This is a genomic window from Parabacteroides sp. APC149_11_2_Y6, from assembly GCF_054506995.1.
Genome location: NZ_CP173709.1, coordinates 2,020,995 through 2,041,745, shown reverse-complemented (window position 1 = coordinate 2,041,745; position 20,751 = coordinate 2,020,995). Strand labels below are relative to the sequence as shown.

The following is a 20,751-nucleotide window of genomic DNA, read 5'->3' as shown; positions in this document are numbered from 1 at the left end:
CTCCGACATGAAAAATCAATTAAGTTTACAACGCATAAAATATTTACTGTTGGCGGACTGGATGGAGAATAAAACTAAGTTCCTCTATTTAATGGGGGCTTATATGGCTGCACTTCTTATATTTATTGTCTCTATTATTAATTCCGGCACGGTAATATTCCGGTCTGAACAGCTACAAGGCTTCTACATTTTAGGCGGATTGGGGACATTTATTTATTACTGTAACTATGCCGGAAAGAAGGTTCATTTCCCTAAAGGAGTTTATATGACTCTTCCCGCCAGTACATTAGAGAAATTTCTATCCATATTGACAGTCGGTAGTATTATTGCCTTGATTTATATTCTTTTGGTACATATTATAACATTTACAACAATAATAATTGCTCAGGAAAATATAGCTATTGAATGGCAAAAAATAAGCGGCCTTTTGCCATTTTTTCTACCGATAGCCTTATTTATGTCGTCCTTATTTTTCCTTTCGTATATCACATTTTCCAAACATGCCTTTCTGATCGCCATATGCGGTTCTGCGATGATGATGATTGCCGGGACACTGCTTGCACGTTTCTTACTCAATGGTATGTTGTTTTTTGATCCCACAACGATTACAGCAGAATCTCCTTTAATGAACATGTTCAAGTTCATATGGCTATATTATGGGCGTATTTTAATTATCGCCACCATAGTAATTCTTTATGTGGCTTATCTAAAACTTAAAGAAAAGGAATTGCGATGAACTATAATACAAACCAATCCATATTTATCCAGATAGCCGAACGGATATGCGACCGTGTATTGAGCGGTGAATACCAAGAAGAAGCACGTATTCCGTCGGTACGTGAAATGGCTGTCGAGATGGAGGTGAATCCGAACACAATCATGCGTACATTCGAGCGTCTGCAAACACATGGAATCATTTATAATAAACGTGGTATCGGCTATTTTATCTCCCCGGAAGCTGAAAACAAAATACGCTGTATGCGGCGTAACCAATTTGTAGAAGAGGTCCTCCCTTCTGTTTTCAAAGAAATGAATTTACTTGGAATCAGTCTGGATGAACTAACAGAGGCTTACACATTATATACATCCATTAATACAGAAAAGTCATGAAAAAAAGTAATAAGATATTTTTCCTGTTGATGGCAACTTTATATCTCTTGCCATTCCTGATATACTTGTTTTATGCCATCTCATAAAACAAAGTTAACAAGTGACAGTTGAGCTTTGCGCTCGGTATATAAATCGGCAGAAAGCCGAAATGACTGTCACTTGTCAACTGTCAACTATAAAAAAGGGTTCTACCCTTTTTTATCATATGGCGAAGGCATCGGCATTCCTTCCTTTATATACTCATCATATACTACAGTTGGGTGATCCATAGGTGATGCTCTATTATATTCTTCCTTGAAGTTTCCACGGCGGAAGTTTTTCAATTTAAGATTTTCTGTGCCATAGGTACGTAAAGTTTCCTTTTTATTTCCGGTAAGAGAGCTCTCTACCACTTCCGAATCCAAAATATTCAATTTGGGAGTAAGAGTCGGCAAGAGTTTCTGTTCCAACAATCCGCGATAAGCACCAATATACTCACACCAAACGGAATCCCCACGCATAAAGATACGATAGGTATAATTAGACCATGCAGTCCGGATATGGATTTCACGGTCCCAGATCTCGATACATGCCTCGGAATCAAACTGAGGATCTTTGATTTTAACACGCTTCAAACCTTGCATTTTCTCAAATACATTTGTCTGCCATTTATCAGAATGCATTATTTCCTCGATAATTTCAGGCATTTTTTCCTTAATTTCAAACTGTATCTTCATTCTGTGTGCCTGCCAGTCAGGACTTTTTAAGGTCGCCAGGTTCTATAGTTAGACAATAATATCTCTTTATGTGTAACAGTTACAAAGTGTTTTTTGTTACTTAAATCGTCAAATTATGTACATAACTTTGTACCTTTGTCCACAAATATAATAAATATGCAACAAAAAGACGAAATAATACTGATAAATATTAATGGAACAGACCGTCCGGGAGTAACTGCGGCGCTTACCGAAATTCTGGCAAAAAATAATGCGGTTATTTTGGATATAGGTCAGGCTGACATTCATAATAATTTATCTCTGGGCATTCTTTTTCAAAGCTGTGAAGGAAATTCGGGAGATATTCTGAAAGAATTATTGTTCAAAAGCTATGAATTGGATGTAAATATCCGTTTCAATCCGATTACAGAAGAGGCTTACGACCAGTGGGTTTCCATGCAGGGAAAGAACCGGTACATCATCACGATTGTAGGACGTAAACTTACAGCGAAGCAGATAGCCGGTGTCACCCGTATCGTTGCCGAACAAGGTATGAATATCGACGACATTAAACGTCTTACCGGACGTATTCCGCTGGATGAAAATGCCCGTACACCGAAAGCCAGTGTTGAGTTCTCTGTCAGGGGCACACCGTGTAACAAGGAAGAAATGCAGGCTGCATTCATGAAACTTTCGTCTGAACAGGAAATGGACATTTCATTCCAGGAGGAAAGTATGTTCCGCCGTATGCGCCGCTTGATTTGTTTCGATATGGACTCTACCCTGATTGAAACAGAAGTTATCGACGAACTGGCCATACGCGCCGGTGTAGGCGACCAGGTAAAGGCTATTACCGAATCTGCCATGCGTGGGGAAATCGACTTTAATGAAAGTTTCCGCCAACGTTGTGCCCTGCTGAAGGGATTGGATGTTTCTGTCATGCAGGAAATAGCAGAAAGCCTTCCGATTACCGAAGGTGTGGACCGCCTGATGCGTATCCTCAAGAAAATCGGATTCAAGATTGCCATCCTTTCCGGAGGATTCACTTATTTCGGAAATTACCTGAAACAGAAATATAATATCGACTACGTATATGCCAATGAGTTGGAAGTGGAAGACGGCAAGCTGACCGGACGTCACTTGGGTGATATCGTTGACGGCAAGCGTAAAGCCGAACTCCTCCGTCTGATTGCGCAGGTAGAAAATGTGGATATTCGCCAGACGGTAGCTGTAGGCGATGGGGCCAACGATCTGCCGATGATCAGTATTGCCGGACTGGGGATTGCCTTTCATGCCAAACCGAAGGTAAAAGCCAATGCCCAACAATCTATCTCGACAATCGGGCTGGACGGTATTTTATATTTCCTGGGATACAAAGATTCTCATTTAGATGAACAGATATAATTAAACTTTAAGAAGTAGCTATATGGTAAGACACATCGTAATGTTCAAACTGACAGAGTTTGCCACTCCGGCTGAGAAAACAGCTAAAATGCAAGAGATTAAAACCAAACTGGAAGCATTAATCCATAAAATCGATGTTCTGCGTCTGATACGGGTAGATTTCAATATCAATCCGGCCGAAACCTGGGACATCATTCTTACAACAGAACTCGATTCGCTGGAAGACGTTAGCACATATGCTAACCACCCCGAACACGTTGCCGTATCTAAAGGCATCATCGGACCGGTCAAAGCAGACCGGGCTTGCGTGGATTACGAATTTTAAGAAACAGGAACTTTATTATATTATGAGAGAATTTGATTTGGAGGACCGCGTAAACCAGGCGGTCCGTAATTTTGAATCAGGTTACAATTGCGCCCAGTCTGTATTTCTTGCCTATAGCGATGTATTTGAAATGGATTTGGAAATAGCTAAAAAGATGTCTGTTTCGTTCGGGGGAGGATTAGGACGCATGCGTGAAGTCTGCGGAACAGTCAGTGCAATGGCTATGCTGGCAGGTTTCAAATATCCTGTAATGGACCCGCAAGACCAGGAAGCCCGCAAAAAAAATTATGGCATTGTGCAGCAAATGGCGGAGATGTTTAAAGAAAAGAACGAAACAATTATATGCCGGAATCTTTTGAAGTCAATAAATACTGATAGCTCTCCGGCTCCGGAGATCCGTACAAAAGAATATTATGCCCGGCGCCCTTGTGCAAGGTTCGTAGAAGACGCCGCGCGCATAGCAGGAAAAATGCTGAATGGTGAATTGGATTGATAGCTCAGGCTATCAATCTGATTTGCGTTACATACCCCAGGCTTTTTATATCGCTGAATAAACTTGTATACGAGGATTGTGCCTTCACATTTACTTTATAGGTTATGATGGCTTTATCCTGTTCATATAGTGATTCAAAGGATACGCTTACAATATAAATACTCCTGTTCTCCAATATCTTACGAACCATTTTCAAATCAGGGGTAGCTGTCGAACAGGTAATCGTAAGTATCTTGTTCACCCCGTTCAGGAACATCCGTTTTTCCAGTCTTTCCAAGCTTATCAATATAAATAAAGTCAGCAGAGTAGCCAATATAGCAGGCAAATACATGCCGGCACCTACGGCCAATCCGATAACAGCCATTACCCAGATACAGGCAGCGGTGGTCAGCCCATGGATACTTCCGTGGCTTTGCATAATCGCTCCGGCACCCAAGAAACCTATACCGGTAAGAACCTGGGCTGCAATACGTCCGGGGTCTCCATTCAGAAAGTTTGGATATATTTGAGGTATCCAGATGGAAATCAACATAGCAGCAGTAGACCCCATACATATCAGGGTAAACGTACGCATCCCAGCTTCCCGTCTCCTGAACTGGCGTTCAATACCTACAATAGCACCAAGAAAAAAACTGAAGGCTAACCTTATCCCCGCCGTATACGGGGTTATTGTGGTGCTCTCTAATATTTCACTCAGATGTTCAATTATATACATAGCTCAACTATATTATTCAGTTCGTTTTTTCAATCCCTATATACTTTAAAAACAAAAGACATATGCCTCGCGTTCAGAAAATATATGGTTTTATACGCAAATGTATATATTTATTGGATACATGACTTTCTTTCATTTCATTTTCGTCTCGTATAAATTGCTACAATAATAGTCCGTTATACAATAAAAAAGAAGGGCTTACCTGGCAAGCCCTTCTTTTCCTTTAAATGAATTATTTCTTACCTTACTTCCGTAATCTCTATTACATGGCTAACCGTATGACGGCTTGAGAAAACCGGAATACCAACCTTCATCAGAAATTCACCGGAATAAGTCATTGTACCGGACATTCTTGATTTTGTTCCGGGAGCCAGATTTATCTCTTTCAACTCATACCGGGCATCTTTCTTCAGGCCTTGCAAACGAAGCGGTTGAAGCATTTCCGCATAACGTGGATGGATATCGAATGCGAAAAGGACTGCTTTACTTTGCGCCTCATTGGCATATAGGAAGGCTGCATGATCGCTTTCGTATGGAGATTTCAAACGATACTGGTCGCCATCCAAAATCACATCAGAAAGACGTTTGAAGTTGGCAACAGCCTCCTTGCAATATTGTAAATCAGCAGGTTCCATTTCATGCAGACGGATATCGAAACCTAATTTGCACATCATGGCAACATCCGTACGGAACTTAACCGGCTGCTTACCCCAGCTGGTAACATGTGCTGCCATACTCTTTACCGGGAAGAAATGAGAGAATCCCCACTGGATAAAAAGACGTTCTACCGGATCGGTATTATCACTTGGCCAAAATTCAGTGAAATACTTCAATGCTTCATAATCAGAACGTCCACCACCACCGGAGCAAAGCATCATCGGCAGATTGGGATATTTAGCCTTGATTCGTTCCAATACGCTATATAATCCACGTACATATTCTATATAAAGATGAGATTGCTTGTCTTTCAGATAAGCAGAATAAATATTGGTAATCGGACTGTTGCAATCCCATTTAAAGTATGCAATACCCGGATATTTCGTCATCAGGCCATCAACAACACCATATACATAATCCTGTACTTCCGGATTGCTCAGGTCGAGAACCATCTGGTTTCTGAAATAATACTCATCGCGGTTAGGCAGATGAATCACCCAGTCCGTATGTTTCTCATACAGTTCACTCTTCGGGTTTACCATTTCAGGCTCAATCCAAAGACCGAATTTTATGCCTTTATCGGTTGCTTCTTTCACCAGTTTGCCAATACCGTTTGGCAATTTTGTAATGGTTTCCGTCCAGTCTCCCAGTCCTTGATGGTCACTGCTACGGGGATATTTATTGGCAAACCAGCCATCATCAAGCAAAAACATATCGACACCTAAATCTGCTGCTTCTCCCATGATTTCCACCAGTTTGTCTTCATTGAAATCAAAATAGGTAGCCTCCCAGTTATTCAATAAAGTCATACGGGATTTCTCGCCGTCTTTCAATTGATATTTACGAGCCCAACGGTGGAAGTCACGGCTTGCTTTTCCTTTTCCTTCCGAACTGTAGGTAAAGATAAATTCAGGTGTACGGAATACAACACCCGGTTTCAATGTATACTCCGAAGCATATGGATTAATACCGGAAAGGATACGCAGGCCGTTCAAATTATCTACCTCAAAAGTAAAACGATAGTTGCCTGTCCATGCGATGGTTCCGAACAATACTTCTCCGGAATTTTCCTCCGCTTTTTCATCAAGAGCAAGCAGAAAGAATGGGGAACAGAACATATTGGCACGGCTACCTAATTTAGTATCCAATATTTTTTTGCCGAAAGAGAGTTCGCTTTCTTTCATATTCACTTCATGCGCCCAATCCCCGGCAAACTCGGTGAGGTAATATTTATCACTGTTCAGGTGAAGTAAGGAAGAAGCATAATTATATAAGGTAACAGGCTTCTTTTCATTATGGGATATTTCGGCATATTCCTTAATAATGTTTTCCTTCGGATAAGCGATGAAATGCAATTTTACTTCTACCGGATAAACTTCATCACGCAGGATAATTACAGTTTCATTGGCACCCGGTTGCATCTGTTTCGTTTCGTGGGATACGTACTTTAGCAATAAAGAGGGGTTACCATCATTGTGAAGGACACGGATCGCCGGCTCAAAATAGTCTTCCATGCCATGTGTCAGATAGGCTTCTCTTCCTAATGGCAACTGGTCGATGTCTGAGCTAAAAGATAACTTTTGTCCTAAATAAGATTGATACAACCGACCATTGGCTTCATCTACCTTATAGATAAGGCTGATATTGTCTGTTGTGATCGGAATGATTGTTTTAGCACTTGCATGAAACACAGTAGTAAATGCAACCATGCACACGAATAGAATGTGTCTGATTTTCATGTTCTTGTTTAATTAATAATGTTAGATTTTCTTGATTTTATAGGTAACACGATATTTTTCAATTAGTAAATTACTGAACTACTCAGTAAATTCATGGTATTAATAAACAAATATGCAAACAAAGATAGAATATTTATCTAAAATGCCAACATAACTCTTAACAAAAGAAAAAAGGCATCTACGTTTGTAGATACCTTTTTTCTTTAAATATAGATGAAATATGTCTTCAATCAAGCATCAAGTGCTCCAATCAGTTCTTTTACACTCTTAAATCCATGACGGTCACAATATTCATTCATTCCGTCAATTACTGTAATGCCGACTGCCGGATCAATAAAGTTGTATGTACCAATCTGGATAGCAGTTGCACCCGCTAACATAAATTCCACTGCATCCTTCCAATTGGAAATACCCCCCAAACCGATGATAGGAATCTTCACTGCTTTATAGGTCTGCCATACCATACGCAGCGCTACCGGTTTTACACAAGGTCCCGACAAACCGCCGGTTATTGTTGATAATACAGGTTTACGTTTCTCTGCATCGATAGCCATACCTAACATTGTATTAATAAGAGATACAGAGTCTGCACCTTCGGCTTCCACTGCTCTTGCGATCTCGGTAATATCTGTTACATTAGGAGAAAGCTTTACAATAAGTGTTTTAGGATATACTTTACGAACGGCTTTTACTACTTCGGAGGCTCCACAAGTAGTCACACCGAAGGCCATACCGCCTTGTTTTACATTCGGACAGGAGATGTTCAGTTCGATAGCCGGAATTTTATCCAATGCGGCAATCTTTTCGGCACATTCCACATAAGTTTCTATGGAAGAACCGCTTACATTCACAATCATATTCGTATCAATATCCTTGATTTCCGGATAAATATGTTCAGCAAAATAGGCTGCACCTTTATTCTGCAAACCTACAGCGTTCAACATTCCGGAAGGAGTTTCCGCCATACGGGGATACAAGTTCCCTTCCCGTGGCTGGATAGTCGTTCCTTTTACGAAGATACCGCCCAAACGGGAAATATCCATAAAATCGGAATATTCAATTCCATATCCGAAGGTACCCGATGCTGTCATAACCGGGTTCTTTAACTGCAAGTTTCCTATGTTTACGTTTAATTCAGCCATGTCAATTTATCTATATTAAATACGGGTCCTTCAGTACATACGCAGATGTGGCCATCTACTGTTTTTTCCACACAACACAAACAAGCTCCGATACCACAAGCCATTGTATTTTCAAGGGAAACCTCACATGAGATAGAGGCAGATGCCGCATATTTAGCAACGGCAACCATCATCGGCTTCGGACCACAGGTGTAAATCTGGTCAAAATAAGTCTCTTTCAAGATCGTATGATTGGTTACATATCCTTTTTCACCCAAAGAGCCGTCTTCAGTAGTGATATATACAGTTCCGAATTTCTTGAATTCTTCCAGTTGCAGCACATCATCTTTTGAACGTGCACCCAACAGGAAAGTGGGATTGAAACCTGCATTTTTCAGTATGGCACCCAAATATAGCATCGGAGCCGTACCGACACCTCCGCCAATCAGCAATAATTTTTGTTCTTTCTGAGACGGGACAGTAAAACCATTACCCAAAGGCAACATAATATTTACAGTGTCACCCGGTCTATATTCAGCCATCCGGCGTGTACCATCGCCAACCAACTGGATAAGCAGCCACAATTCGTTGGTTGCCTTATCTACATAATTAATAGAGATAGGGCGGCGCAGGAATGTTGTAGGAGAATTATCCACACGGACTTCAACAAACTGTCCAGGTTGCATATCGGGGAGAGCCTCGTCGGATGTTAGCTTCAGCAGGCAGTAATTTTTATGCAGGCGGCTGTTTTCAGTCACCTTCATGTCTAACATGTACTTTTTCATATAATATGATTACTCTATTTCCATGCAAAGATACATGAATGTTGGTATTTTACCAACAGGGCTTATTCTTTCTTGTTTTTTTCGGGGACGAAAGTATCAAAGGTATTATCGGAATAAAAAATCATTATTTTGCTCACATTTCTGGAAGGCTTTTCTTCCTGTATAATTCGCTCAATTACAGGCTGTTTTAAGCTGTTTACAGGTGTATCAACCCTAATTTCCTTGCGATTTTCGGGAACAACCTGTACCTCGGGCGGATTTATGGGCGTATTTGTAAACAAATCCGGCTCATTTTGTATCAGATTGCGTATCATGTTACCTTTTCCAAACAATAACCAGTCGGAATCCACATAAGTGAACCGTTCAAGAATCTTAACAAGTACATCCAAGCTCGGATTATTTCTTCCGTTCATGATATGTGACATGGCTGAACGTTGAATACCGATTTCTTCTGCAAATTTAGCAGGAGTAAGTCCTTCCCGGTCCATAACCATCTTAATACGTTCTCTCATTCTTGTATATCTTCATATTGTTTATAAAAATACTGCCATTGTGACTGTTTACAAATAAGAATGTACACAAATCAATCACGACACAAATATAAACTATAATTTCCAAATGTGCAATTTATTTTTATAAACATAAACGAGTACATTTGTGTCGTATAATTCAATTTTGTATAATACACAAATGTTATTTCTATATTCCACAAGAAAAAACCATTTAAGCTAAACTTTACTTGTTTTGCATAACTATATGATTAACTAATGATTATATATAAAATAAAGAGCGAATATTTATGATTTAACTTAGTTTTGTACACAAATGTAATAAATGTATTAATGTATTTCATTAATAATATCGAATAAACGATTGGTTCATAGAAAAGTAATAGATATATTTAAATAGAGACTCTATGTAATCTATTTTTATTTGATAGATTAGTAATGTGTACTGATACAATTGTAAAACACTTACTGTGATTACATTTGTATAGGTACACAAACAGATTCTTATTACAAGTGTGTATAGCCACAATTGTAACCTACCCTGTTTGATTACAATTGTATCCAAACTTTATTTATGTCTCTCAACAGAGCTGCCAGAATGTCTTATTATTATCTGTATCTTTTTGTAACAAGTATACTTTTGTATTAACCTTACCCTTTTCTGCGGTATTTTTGTAATATTTGTGGACAAAGGGACAGAAGAAAGAAAATATTAAAATCTCAGAGGGGAAAAATCCGTATAAGTTTCTGAAATACAAAAAGAAAAGCCACTTTTTTCTGTTCCTGTTTTTGAACGTTCCAGAAAAAAATGGCTTTTACCTCGATTCTTTTTGTAAAAAATACTTTTGTGAAGCGTTTAGTGTAAAATTTTATAAAGTAACTCTTTTAAAAGTTCAGCATCCGGGACGGAGGTATTACCGACTCCCTTCGACCGGGCATCGGTAGTCCTGATATCACCTATCAGGTTAAAGATTTTCATTGCAGAATAATTCCGCATGCCGGTCTGATAATCTTTCACCTGAAAAGTACCCCGCAGACCAAGCGCAGTCATCAACCCTGTTTCAGAGCGATCCTTGGTATAATAACAAATCAGCAAGTTAGAAAAATAGTTGAACAATACAGGAAGTGTCATTTGTATCGGATTGCTTTTCGGGTTCTTCTCAAAATATTGGGCGATACGGTTTGCTTTCAGAACATCCTTAACTGCCAGAGCTTTTATTAGCTCAAAATTATTATATTCCTTACTTATGCCTATATTTTGTTCGATTAATTCAGGTGTGACGCGTTTTGGGGCGTTTTCAGGCAGGATTAATGATAACTTGTCCAATTCCTTACTTAAACGGCTTAAATCGTTTCCAAGGTAATCAGAAAGCATTTGAGCGGCTTTATTCTCTATTCCTATGGAGCGTTGTTGCAAGAAAGCAGTAATAAAACCGGGCATTTTATAATCCGGTATCTTTTTTGATTCAAATACAATTCCGGTTTTATCCGCTGCTACAGCCAAGGATTTCCGGCGGTCCAACGTTTTATATTTGTAGTTTATCACTAAGACGGTAGACTTCAACGGATTTTTCACATAATTCGTAAGAAGTTCTATATCCCTGATTAATTGTGCTTCCCTAACAACAACTAACTGGTATTCGGACATCATAGGAAACCGGCGTGCGGCATTAATAATTGAAGCACCGCTCGTATCGGCACCGTACATAATTACTTGGTTGAAATCCCGCTCCGATTCTTCCAGTACATTCTCAATCAGCAAATCGGTGATTTGATCTATAAAATAGGGCTCTTCCCCCATAAGAATATAGACAGGAGCGAATTTCCTGGCTTTTATGTCCCGGTAGATTTCTTCAAAAACATATTCTTTCTTAGCCATATAATCTTCGTTTTATTACCAACTGAAACGGATATGGCGGATTGTTTTCTTTCCATCCATAATCTGTCGTAAAGCTTCCACTCCTAACATTACATGCTCTTCTGCAAAATTTTTAGTTACTGCTTTATCACTTGCTTCTGTCTTAACACCATCTTCTTCCATAGGCTTGTCTGAAATCATAAGCAAAGCTCCGGTCGGGATTTCATTCGCAAAACCTGCTGTAAACAAGGTTGCTGTCTCCATATCGATTCCTGTTGCATGGGTTGAAACAAGATATTCTTTGAAATGATTATCATACTCCCAGACACGTCGGTTAGTTGTATAAATCGTCCCGGTCCAATAATCTTTTCCCCGGTCACGGATGGCTGACGAAATAGCACGCATCATAGAAAATGCAGGAAGCGACGGTACTTCAGGAGGCAGATATTCATCTGAAGTTCCTTCACCACGAATCGCAGCAATCGGCATGACATAATCGCCTAAATGATTTACTTTTTTAAGACCCCCACATTTCCCGAGAAACAAGACGGCTTTAGGTTTAACAGCTGATAATAAATCCATTATAGTAGCTGCATTTGCACTACCCATCCCGAAATTTATAAAAGTAATCCCCTCTGCCGCAACATTAGGCATTGTATTTTTCAAACCCAAGATAGGCACATTGAAATGGTTCGCAAACAATTCTATATACTTAGTAAAATTCGTCAACAATATATATTTATCAAAGTCTTCCAACCGACGTTCCGTATAACGGGGTAACCAATTTTCTACAATTTCTTGCTTTGTTTTCATAAATCATCCCTTTGAAAGTTTATTTTTGCAGAATAAAACAACAAATATAATAAATGCTCGCATTAAACCTGCCTGTTTACACACCTAAAGTAGTCGAAAAAGAAGGAAAGCATTTCATTTTCGATCCAGTCCGTAACAAGTATGTTGCACTAACCCCGGAAGAATGGGTACGTCAACATTTTGTTAATTATCTGATTACCAATAAGGGTTATCGAAAAGAACTTATAGCAAACGAAGTCCAGGTAAAGTTGAATAACACATCAAAACGTTGCGATACTGTTGTATATAATCGTTTCCTCACTCCTTTAGTCATTGTAGAATATAAAGCACCTGCCATAAACATAACAAGTGCCGTATTCGACCAGATAGTACGTTATAACATGGTGCTACACGTAAAATACCTGATAGTAAGTAACGGACTCCGCCACTTCTGCTGCAAAATAGATTATGAAAAACAAACTTACATTTTTTTAGAAAATATCCCGGAATATGTTGACTTGGGAGAATAAAAAACAATGATAACTTCAAAAAAGCTACCTTAATAATAAAACAGAAAGTTCTCTCCCCTTATCTTTCAGCGGTTTAGCGATAGATAAGGGTTTCTCACCCCAATCGATCCGGAATTACTTTTATATAAAATTCAGGTAATGAAAATTTTCGAAAAAACAGAATCCTATATCCTGTTTCCTCTTCCGGTTTCCCCGCAAAAACCATCATCGGAACAAACAGATTATATCCTCTTTCATTTTTCCGTTCTTTATCTTCAAAAGATGGAGAGATTAAAAATAGACGGATCAGCTTGACCAAGGCATTCACCATCATCGAAAAGAATGTATATATATTAGATTTAAAATACTGCATATCTGAATATTATAAAATATGTAACCGCAAACATAGTAATTTTTATCTATTAAACAAATTATCCGGTTAAAAAGTTAGATGTTTTTTATGATTTCTTTTACAAGACATCTTTTCTTATCGAATATAAATATTACTGCCAGTTATAATATAAAAGAAACGGATGAATGATAACAGGCCTAACTTATATAAGCATACACGTATTAACAAAAAAACCGGAAAGAGAAAAATTCTCTTTCCGGTTCCTTATAATTTCCGACTTATGGGCAATTAAGCGCCGAAGTCATCGAAATGTAACATTTCACGCGGCACACCCAGATTGTCCAGCATGTTTTCCACAGCTTTTGACATCGGGCCCGGACCACACATATAGTATTCAATATCTTCCGGAGCTTCGTGATCCTTCAGATACGTATCATAAATTACCTGGTGAACAAAACCAGCCGTATATTTTACACCGGCAGCATCTGCTACTGGATCCGGACGGTCAAGCGCCAAGTGGAATGTGAAGTTCGGGAATTCTTTTTCGATTTCCAGGAAGTCTTCCAGATAGAATACTTCGTTCAATGCACGGGCACCATAGAAGTATGACATCTTGCGGTCTGTAGTCTTCAATGTCTTCGTCATGTGCATAATCTGAGCACGCAGAGGAGCCATACCGGCACCACCACCGACCCACATCATTTCTCTCTTAGAGTCGAAAATCGGATGGAAATCACCATAAGGACCGCTCATTACCACCTTATCACCCGGTTTCAGGGTAAAGATATAAGAAGAAGCGATACCCGGCATTACATCCTGGAAGCCAACCTGAGGTTTCGGCTTGAACGGAGGAGTAGCAATACGTACAGTCAACATAATACGGTCGCCTTCTGCCGGATAGTTAGCCATAGAATAAGCACGGATAGTAGATTCGGTATTCTTACATTTCAGGCCGAACAAACCGAAGTTTTTCCATGCCGGCAGATATTCGTCACCAATCAGGCTCTTATCGATATCCTTGTCATAATCCATTGAATATTCCGGAATTTTAATCTGGGCATAAGAACCCGGAACAAAATCCATATGTTCACCTTTAGGCAAAGCAACAATAAACTCCTTGATGAAAGTAGCCACATTCTTGTTGCTGATAACTTCGCATTCCCATTCTTTTACACCGAATACTTCATCCGGCACATGAACAGTCATATTTTCCTTCACCTTGCACTGGCAAGCAAGACGCCAATGGTCTTTTACCTGTTTGCGGGAGAAGAAACCTTTTTCAGTAGGCAGAATTTCGCCACCGCCTTCGATTACCTGAGCACGGCATTGTCCGCACTTACCGCCACCACCACAGGCAGACGATAAGAAAATGCCTCCACTCTGTAAAGCTCCCAGCAGTGTACCACCTATCGGAGTTTCAATATCTTTTTCTCCATTTACCTCCAGTTTTACATTACCGGACGGTACTAATTTTTCTTTTGCGTATAATAATGCACCCACAAGAATCAGTGTTACTATCAAGAACACGATAGCTCCGGCTGCAATAGTAAGTCCGCCTGACATTAATAAAGTCATTTCTATTTCTTATTTAATGCGTTAATACTTATATCTTAAGTCCCGAGAAACACATAAATGCCATACCCATCAGACCTGTAATGATAAAGGTAATACCCAAACCTTTCAAAGGCTTCGGTATATCAGAGTATGCCAGTTTTTCGCGGATAGCAGCCATACCAACAATAGCAAGCATCCAACCGATACCGGAACCTAAACCGTAAACAGTTGCAACACCCACATTAGGGAATGCCTTTTGCTGCATAAAGAGTGAACCACCCAAGATGGCACAGTTTACGGCAATCAATGGCAAGAAAATACCCAGTGAAGCATACAACGACGGAGAGAATTTTTCCACCGCCATTTCCACCAACTGTGTAAACGAAGCAATTGTGGCAATAAAGAGGATAAATGCAAGGAAGCTCAGGTTTACATCCTTAAAGTCTGCTCCCAGCCAGCTTAATGCGCCTTCTTTCAATACATAATTCTCAAGCATATAATTAATAGGCAGGGTACATACAAGAATGAATGTTACCGCCATACCTAATCCCAAAGCAGTCTTCACATTTTTGGAAACAGCCACGAACGAACACATACCCAGATAATATGCGAAGATCATGTTATCCACAAAAATCGAGCGGACGAATGTGCTTAATATTTGTTCCATTCTATTTTTCTGTTTAATGGTTTAGCTTAATTTTCCTGTAGTTCTTTGTTCTTAGAACGGTGAACCCAAATGATTACTGCAACAACAATCAAAGCCATCGGAGGCAAAATCATCAAACCGTTGTTCACATAACCCATATTGTAGAATGCTTCCGGAATAACAGGGAAGCCCATCAATGTTCCTGAACCCAGCAATTCGCGGAAGAAACCGACAATTACCAGAATCAAACCGTATCCCAAACCGTTACCGATACCATCGAGGAAAGATTCCCACGGTCCGTTACCCAAAGCAAAAGCTTCCAGACGTCCCATCAAAATACAGTTCGTAATAATCAAACCGACAAATACGGAAAGTTGCTTACTTACATCATAAGCAAAGGCTTTCAATACTTCACTAACTACTGTTACCAAGGCTGCAACAACAACCAACTGCACAATAATACGGATACGGTTAGGTATCGTATTGCGAAGTAACGAAATAATCACATTGGCAAATGCAACGACAGCAGTAACGGAAAGCCCCATCACAATAGCAGGTTCCATCTTCGATGTTACAGCCAAAGCAGAACAAATACCCAGCATCTGAACGACAACAGGGTTATTAGTGCTCAACGGGCCTAACAACGTTTCTTTATTCTTTTTAGATAATAATCCCATTTCTTACTGATTTTGTGAGGTTAAAAACTTAACATAGCCGTTCAAGCTGTCGAAAATCATGTGATTCACACCCTGGCTTGTAATTGTACCACCGGAAATACCATCTACATAATCCTGACCGGCAACACTCTTACCCGGCTTAACGATTGCTACAGATTTAAATTCTCCATTCATGAAGATATGCTTGCCTTTAAACTCATTGCTAAATGCAGGCTTGGAGATTTCAGCACCCAGACCCGGAGTTTCACCGGCATGGCTGAAGTCTGCACCAAAAATCGTGTTTTTATCTTCATCCAAAGAAATATATCCCCATAGCGGTCCCCAAAGACCTGCTCCGTGAAGAGCCATGATATATTTAGTTTTTCCATCGACAGAAGCAACAAATACGGGATACTCGTTGCTTGCTGCTGCTTTTACTACATCAGCATTAAATGCATCGCCTTCCACCTTTGTTCCTTCGTTGTTCACCAGGAATGCTTCCTTTATCAATTCATTATATTTAGCTTCTGCTTCAGAAGAAGGAACATTCACGTTGATAGAACGAAGAATCTGTTGTCTTTTATCATTTTCCTCATTCTTCTGCTGATAAGATCTCAATGACTGAGATGTAAATGCCAAAACAACAGCAACCAGAACAACCATTACAGAAGCATATATAATAGTATATGCGTTACTATCCCGGTTCAATCCTTTCTTTGCCTCTTTTACTTCTTCAAATTTAGAAGCCGGAGCCTTACAAACAGGACACGTGTCGGGAGCTTTATCTCCTTCGTGGACATAGCCACATACTTTACAAATATATTTTTTTGCAGCCATACTCCTTTTATTTATTCATTGTAATACTACGTTTCAATCTGCGTGAAATATTAGCTTCAACTACATAATAGTCAATCAACGGAGCAAATACGTTCATCAACAGGATAGCGAGCATCATACCTTCAGGATAACCCGGGTTCAATGCACGGATGATAATAGCCAGGGCACCCACCAGGAAGCCATAGATATATTTACCTGTCTCCGTACGTGCGGAAGTAACAGGGTCGGTAGCCATAAATACAGCGCCAAATGCAAAACCTCCCAAGAACAAATGGTCTATCGGAGATACACACATTGCAACCGTTGTACCGATCATATTAAAGATTGCCGCCATGAAAGCACCACCCACGAATACAGATACCATTGTCTTCCAGCTTGCAATACGGGTAAACAATAGAATAGCCGCACCAATCAAAATAGCCAGTACGGAAGTTTCACCGATAGAACCCGGAATCAATCCGATAAACATATCCCATGTAGAAAGAGGGTTACCCAATACGTCAACAGACTGGAACGAATTAATCAGATCCTTGCCTGCTATAGCAATTTGTCCCAATGGAGTAGCTCCGGAAAAACCGTCTACTACCTGACCTGCTCCCATTCCGAATGTATCGGTTGTACGAACAAACACCTGGTCGCCGGACATTGCAGCCGGATAAGCAAAGAACAAAAATGCACGTGTTACCAAAGCAACATTGAATACATTATATCCTGTACCGCCAAATACTTCTTTCGCAAAAACGACGGCGAATGCAGTAGCAACGGCAATCATCCACAGCGGAGTATCCACCGGAACAATCATCGGGATCAAGATACCGGAAACCAGGAAACCTTCCTGAATTTCTTCCTTCTTCCATTGGGCTACCATAAATTCGATACCCAGACCTACTACATACGAAACAATGATTTTAGGCAATACAGCCAAAAATCCGAAAATAAAAGTCATGAAAAATCCCGGATCAGCACCAATTGCGAGGTTATGCTGATAACCGACATTATACATACCAAAAAGCAAAGCAGGCAGCAAAGCAATGATAACCACAGTCATCGTACGCTTTGAATCAATACTGTCATGAATATGTACGCCTGATTTGGATGTTGCATTCGGAACAAACAGGAATGTTTCGAAGCCATCAAATACAGAACGGAACATCGCCAGCTTTCCGCCTTCCTCAAAGTTAGGCTTAATCTTGTCGAGGTAATTCCTTAACGCTTTCAAAGTATTCTAATTTTTTAATGTTATTAATTCATTTCCTTGTATAACAGATCCAATCCGTTACGGACAATCTTCTGTATCTCGATTTTTGAAGTATCTACAAATTCGCAAAGAGCGAAATCTTCCGGAGCCACTTCATAGATACCCAGATTTTCCATCTTATCGATATCATAAGCGATAATTGCTTTCAGCAAATATTCAGGCATGATGTCCATCGGGAATACCTTGTCATACTCGTTCGACATAATCATCGCACGTTTACCTCCTTTGATACGGGCGTCTATTACATATTCTTTATTACCCATCAACCAGGTAGGATATGAATGGCTTACACTATATTTTCCAAAACCGGGAACTGCCCATCCGAAAAGTTCATTATTGTCATCACCTTCCGGAATAACAGTAATCTGGTTATCGTAAGCACCCAGATAATCGTCCTTGTTCACCTTCGTTCCGGTCAGAACGTTACCACTGATGATGCGGATATGTTCATTGTCCAGAACTTTTCCTGCAACCAAACTGTTAATTGTGCAACCGGAAATAGCTTTGATATATCCTCTTTCTGTCGTTTCAGAACCAGTCAGCACAACCAAGCGGCTGAAATCAGCAACACCTTTATTGAAAAGACGTCCAATCATGATGACATTGGCAGGATTTACCGTCCAAACCACTTCACCCTTATTTACAGGCTTGATGTGATTAATCTGTACACCTACATTTCCTGCAGGATGCGGACCTTCCACTTCTACAATTTCAACACCATTTGCTTTAACAGCAGAACCCTTGCGTACACCTACATATACCTTACCATCGGTAAGTTTTGCAAGTGCATCCAATCCAACCTGAAAATCAACTTCCTGCCCTTTCAGAATGAAATCGAAATTCGGAGCCAGCGGTGCGGAATAAAATGCAGAAACGAAAATATCACGCGGAGTTTCCGTTGGTACAGCAACAATGTCGTAAGGACGTTGTTTGATAAAAGGCCACATACCTCCATTCAGTATGGTCTCCTTTACCTCTTCTCTTTTCAGGGAAGCCACATTCTTTTTACCGAACTCCTCGTATTCGATCTGCGCATCCGGCTTCACAACAATGCTGAGCACTTTACGCTTCTCTCCTCGGTTAACGGCAGTTACTTCGCCACTTACAGGCGAAACAAACTTGATTTCGGGGCGGTTCTTATCAATCATCAATACAGAACCGGCTTTGACTTTTTCACCTGGTTTGGCAACAACTTTCGGCACAATACCGTTATAATAGTCGGGAACGATCGCATAAGTTTCGCTTTTCCCGCCGTTTAACAGTGCCTCCGAAGCTTTACCCTTCAGATTAATGTCTAAACCCTTTTTAATCTTAATCACATTTGCCATGATACAACTAAAATTGTTTATATGTAATTTTCCCGCAAAAGTAAACATTTTTTTATGCTTAAAAGCAGGGAAAAGGAAATAATTAGAGAAATAATTCCATAATTTTGCACCGTCAAAGAAACTGATATGAAAAAGAGCGTGTATTGCCTGTTTGTTTTGTGGTTATTTGCCGCCGCCGGCACGACGGACGCACAAGAAAAATACCACACAAACATCAATGGCAAACAAATAAAAACATTACAGGTCAAAGTTGCCGGGAATATGACTTCAGTACCTTGTATTCCATTAGGTGGAAACGAGCAAATTGAAATCAACTTCGATGGAATGGGTAACGGCTATTTAGGCTATGTTTATAAAATTATTCATTGCAACGGGGACTGGACTCCGTCTGGTCTGTCTCCTATCGAATATATGGATGGTCTGCAAGGTATGACGATCGATGATTTCGGAAATTCTTTCGAAACAAGCCGGATTTATTCGAACTATCGTCTTTTCCTGCCGAACCAAGATATTCAATTTAAAATTTCCGGGAATTATGCCTTACAGGTATACAGGGAAGATGATCCGGGGAATATTATGTTTACCGCTTGTTTTTCTATTATAGAACCATTAGTCGACATCCAGGCTTCCGTAAGTGGAAACACAGAGATAGATACGAACCTTCATCACCAACAAGTTAATCTGGATATAGATATGCGGGAGCTCTCTCCTGTAAATCCTGAAACGGAACTGAATGTATTTGTCTACCAGAACAACCGTCCGGATAATGCAGCACATGTATCGGAACCAACCTCAATCCGGGGCAACCGGATTTCTTATACAAACAATCCTGCCCTGATCTTTCCTGCAGGAAACGAATACCGGCGAATGGATTTCCTCAGTTCCCATTATAATGGATTGCACGTACAGGAAACCAGCGTCCATAAATATCAACATCATGCTATACTTATGCCGGATTATAAACGCAGTAACCAGGTCTATCAATACGACCATGACCAGAACGGACGTTTTATTATCCGCTGCGACAATTGCATGGATGCAGATACGGAAGCAGATTATTTTATCGTACATTTCACACTGATCAGCGATTCTCTCCCAGGTGGAGACGTTCATCTGAATGGTGGTTTCTTATGCAATGCCCTGAACAAAAAGAGTAAAATGGATTACAATGCAGAGAAGGGACAATACGAAAAATCTATTTTGCTGAAACAAGGGAACTACGATTACCAGTATCTTTTTGTCCCAACAAACGGGACAACCGGTGAAACTGCTCCTCTGGAAGGAGATTATTTCCAGACACAAAATGAATACATTATCTACGTTTACCATCGTGCGGAAGGTGCCCGCTACGACCGTCTGGTTGGAGTCAAAAAAATAAAAAACGCAATCCCTCTATTTTAAAATTGAC

Annotated in this window: 22 protein-coding genes; 7 read left to right on the top strand and 15 right to left on the bottom strand. The window is 40.0% G+C overall.

Annotated elements, in window-relative coordinates:
* The first annotated feature begins 7 nt into the window (after window positions 1–7).
* Window positions 8–736 carry a hypothetical protein gene (locus ACGE0T_RS08265; protein WP_459190053.1) on the top strand — a complete coding sequence of 243 codons (729 nt, stop codon included), beginning with the start codon at window positions 8–10 and terminating at the stop codon, window positions 734–736.
* Complete coding sequence (locus tag ACGE0T_RS08260) at window positions 733–1,110, top strand: GntR family transcriptional regulator (protein ID WP_459190052.1); 378 nt, start codon at window positions 733–735, stop codon at window positions 1,108–1,110. Before ACGE0T_RS08265 ends, ACGE0T_RS08260 begins: the two co-directional genes overlap by 4 nt.
* A gap of 188 nt (window positions 1,111–1,298) precedes the next feature.
* On the opposite strand, the gene ACGE0T_RS08255 is transcribed toward ACGE0T_RS08260, so the two are convergent.
* Window positions 1,299–1,826 (bottom strand): hypothetical protein, encoded by a 528-nt coding sequence (locus ACGE0T_RS08255; RefSeq protein ID WP_459190051.1) that lies wholly within the window; start codon window positions 1,824–1,826, stop codon window positions 1,299–1,301.
* Between the two features lie 156 nt (window positions 1,827–1,982).
* On the opposite strand from ACGE0T_RS08255, the gene serB reads away from it, so the two are divergent.
* From serB to ACGE0T_RS08240, 3 genes are read left to right on the top strand one after another with little or no spacing between them, the layout of a single operon-like run.
* Window positions 1,983–3,209: a phosphoserine phosphatase SerB gene (serB, locus tag ACGE0T_RS08250; RefSeq protein WP_459190050.1), complete on the top strand. Its 1,227-nt coding sequence runs from the start codon at window positions 1,983–1,985 to the stop codon at window positions 3,207–3,209.
* A gap of 22 nt (window positions 3,210–3,231) precedes the next feature.
* A complete protein-coding gene (locus ACGE0T_RS08245) occupies window positions 3,232–3,534 on the top strand; it encodes a Dabb family protein (protein ID WP_459190049.1) in 303 nt (100 codons plus the stop codon).
* Between the two features lie 22 nt (window positions 3,535–3,556).
* Window positions 3,557–4,027: a C-GCAxxG-C-C family protein gene (locus tag ACGE0T_RS08240; protein WP_459190048.1), complete on the top strand. Its 471-nt coding sequence runs from the start codon at window positions 3,557–3,559 to the stop codon at window positions 4,025–4,027.
* 4 nt (window positions 4,028–4,031) lie between these two features.
* Here the strand turns inward: ACGE0T_RS08240 and ACGE0T_RS08235 are convergent, their stop codons facing one another.
* The 7 genes from ACGE0T_RS08235 to ACGE0T_RS08205 form a co-directional block, all read right to left on the bottom strand.
* The gene (locus tag ACGE0T_RS08235; RefSeq protein ID WP_459190047.1) at window positions 4,032–4,742 is read right to left on the bottom strand and encodes an MgtC/SapB family protein; all 711 of its coding nucleotides are present in this window, start codon (window positions 4,740–4,742) and stop codon (window positions 4,032–4,034) included.
* A 239-nt stretch (window positions 4,743–4,981) separates the two neighbouring features.
* Entirely contained in the window at window positions 4,982–7,138 is a 2,157-nt protein-coding gene (locus ACGE0T_RS08230; protein WP_459190046.1) for an alpha-galactosidase, read from the bottom strand.
* 230 nt (window positions 7,139–7,368) lie between these two features.
* Window positions 7,369–8,280 carry a dihydroorotate dehydrogenase gene (locus ACGE0T_RS08225; RefSeq protein ID WP_459190045.1) on the bottom strand — a complete coding sequence of 304 codons (912 nt, stop codon included), beginning with the start codon at window positions 8,278–8,280 and terminating at the stop codon, window positions 7,369–7,371.
* Window positions 8,268–9,044, bottom strand: a complete 777-nt coding sequence (locus ACGE0T_RS08220) for a dihydroorotate dehydrogenase electron transfer subunit (protein ID WP_459190044.1) — start codon at window positions 9,042–9,044, stop codon at window positions 8,268–8,270. Before ACGE0T_RS08220 ends, ACGE0T_RS08225 begins: the two co-directional genes overlap by 13 nt.
* 62 nt (window positions 9,045–9,106) lie before the next feature.
* Window positions 9,107–9,556 carry a helix-turn-helix domain-containing protein gene (locus tag ACGE0T_RS08215; protein ID WP_459190043.1) on the bottom strand — a complete coding sequence of 150 codons (450 nt, stop codon included), beginning with the start codon at window positions 9,554–9,556 and terminating at the stop codon, window positions 9,107–9,109.
* Between the two features lie 853 nt (window positions 9,557–10,409).
* Complete coding sequence (gene holA / locus ACGE0T_RS08210) at window positions 10,410–11,432, bottom strand: DNA polymerase III subunit delta (RefSeq protein ID WP_459190042.1); 1,023 nt, start codon at window positions 11,430–11,432, stop codon at window positions 10,410–10,412.
* Between the two features lie 15 nt (window positions 11,433–11,447).
* The gene (locus ACGE0T_RS08205) at window positions 11,448–12,224 is read right to left on the bottom strand and encodes an AMP nucleosidase (protein WP_459190041.1); all 777 of its coding nucleotides are present in this window, start codon (window positions 12,222–12,224) and stop codon (window positions 11,448–11,450) included.
* A 53-nt stretch (window positions 12,225–12,277) separates the two neighbouring features.
* Between ACGE0T_RS08205 and ACGE0T_RS08200 the strand changes: the two genes are divergently transcribed.
* Window positions 12,278–12,733, top strand: coding sequence for a type I restriction enzyme HsdR N-terminal domain-containing protein (locus ACGE0T_RS08200; protein WP_459190040.1), 456 nt, complete (start codon window positions 12,278–12,280; stop codon window positions 12,731–12,733).
* A 94-nt stretch (window positions 12,734–12,827) separates the two neighbouring features.
* Here ACGE0T_RS08200 and ACGE0T_RS08195 read toward each other — a convergent pair whose 3' ends face one another.
* From ACGE0T_RS08195 to ACGE0T_RS08165, 7 genes are all read right to left on the bottom strand, one after another.
* Window positions 12,828–13,085: a hypothetical protein gene (locus tag ACGE0T_RS08195; RefSeq protein WP_459190039.1), complete on the bottom strand. Its 258-nt coding sequence runs from the start codon at window positions 13,083–13,085 to the stop codon at window positions 12,828–12,830.
* A 267-nt stretch (window positions 13,086–13,352) separates the two neighbouring features.
* Window positions 13,353–14,639, bottom strand: a complete 1,287-nt coding sequence (nqrF, locus tag ACGE0T_RS08190) for an NADH:ubiquinone reductase (Na(+)-transporting) subunit F (protein WP_459190038.1) — start codon at window positions 14,637–14,639, stop codon at window positions 13,353–13,355.
* Between the two features lie 28 nt (window positions 14,640–14,667).
* Window positions 14,668–15,285 (bottom strand): NADH:ubiquinone reductase (Na(+)-transporting) subunit E, encoded by a 618-nt coding sequence (gene nqrE, locus ACGE0T_RS08185; protein WP_459190037.1) that lies wholly within the window; start codon window positions 15,283–15,285, stop codon window positions 14,668–14,670.
* A gap of 26 nt (window positions 15,286–15,311) precedes the next feature.
* Window positions 15,312–15,941: an NADH:ubiquinone reductase (Na(+)-transporting) subunit D gene (locus ACGE0T_RS08180; RefSeq protein WP_459190036.1), complete on the bottom strand. Its 630-nt coding sequence runs from the start codon at window positions 15,939–15,941 to the stop codon at window positions 15,312–15,314.
* A gap of 3 nt (window positions 15,942–15,944) precedes the next feature.
* The gene (nqrC, locus tag ACGE0T_RS08175) at window positions 15,945–16,757 is read right to left on the bottom strand and encodes an NADH:ubiquinone reductase (Na(+)-transporting) subunit C (RefSeq protein WP_459190035.1); all 813 of its coding nucleotides are present in this window, start codon (window positions 16,755–16,757) and stop codon (window positions 15,945–15,947) included.
* A gap of 7 nt (window positions 16,758–16,764) precedes the next feature.
* Window positions 16,765–17,976 (bottom strand): NADH:ubiquinone reductase (Na(+)-transporting) subunit B, encoded by a 1,212-nt coding sequence (locus ACGE0T_RS08170; protein WP_459190034.1) that lies wholly within the window; start codon window positions 17,974–17,976, stop codon window positions 16,765–16,767.
* Between the two features lie 23 nt (window positions 17,977–17,999).
* Window positions 18,000–19,343, bottom strand: coding sequence for a Na(+)-translocating NADH-quinone reductase subunit A (locus ACGE0T_RS08165; RefSeq protein ID WP_459190033.1), 1,344 nt, complete (start codon window positions 19,341–19,343; stop codon window positions 18,000–18,002).
* Window positions 19,344–19,469: 126 nt separating this feature from the next.
* Here ACGE0T_RS08165 and ACGE0T_RS08160 point away from each other — a divergent pair, with 126 nt between their 5' ends.
* Window positions 19,470–20,744: a type IX secretion system plug protein gene (locus ACGE0T_RS08160; protein ID WP_459190032.1), complete on the top strand. Its 1,275-nt coding sequence runs from the start codon at window positions 19,470–19,472 to the stop codon at window positions 20,742–20,744.
* Window positions 20,745–20,751: the final 7 nt, after the last annotated feature.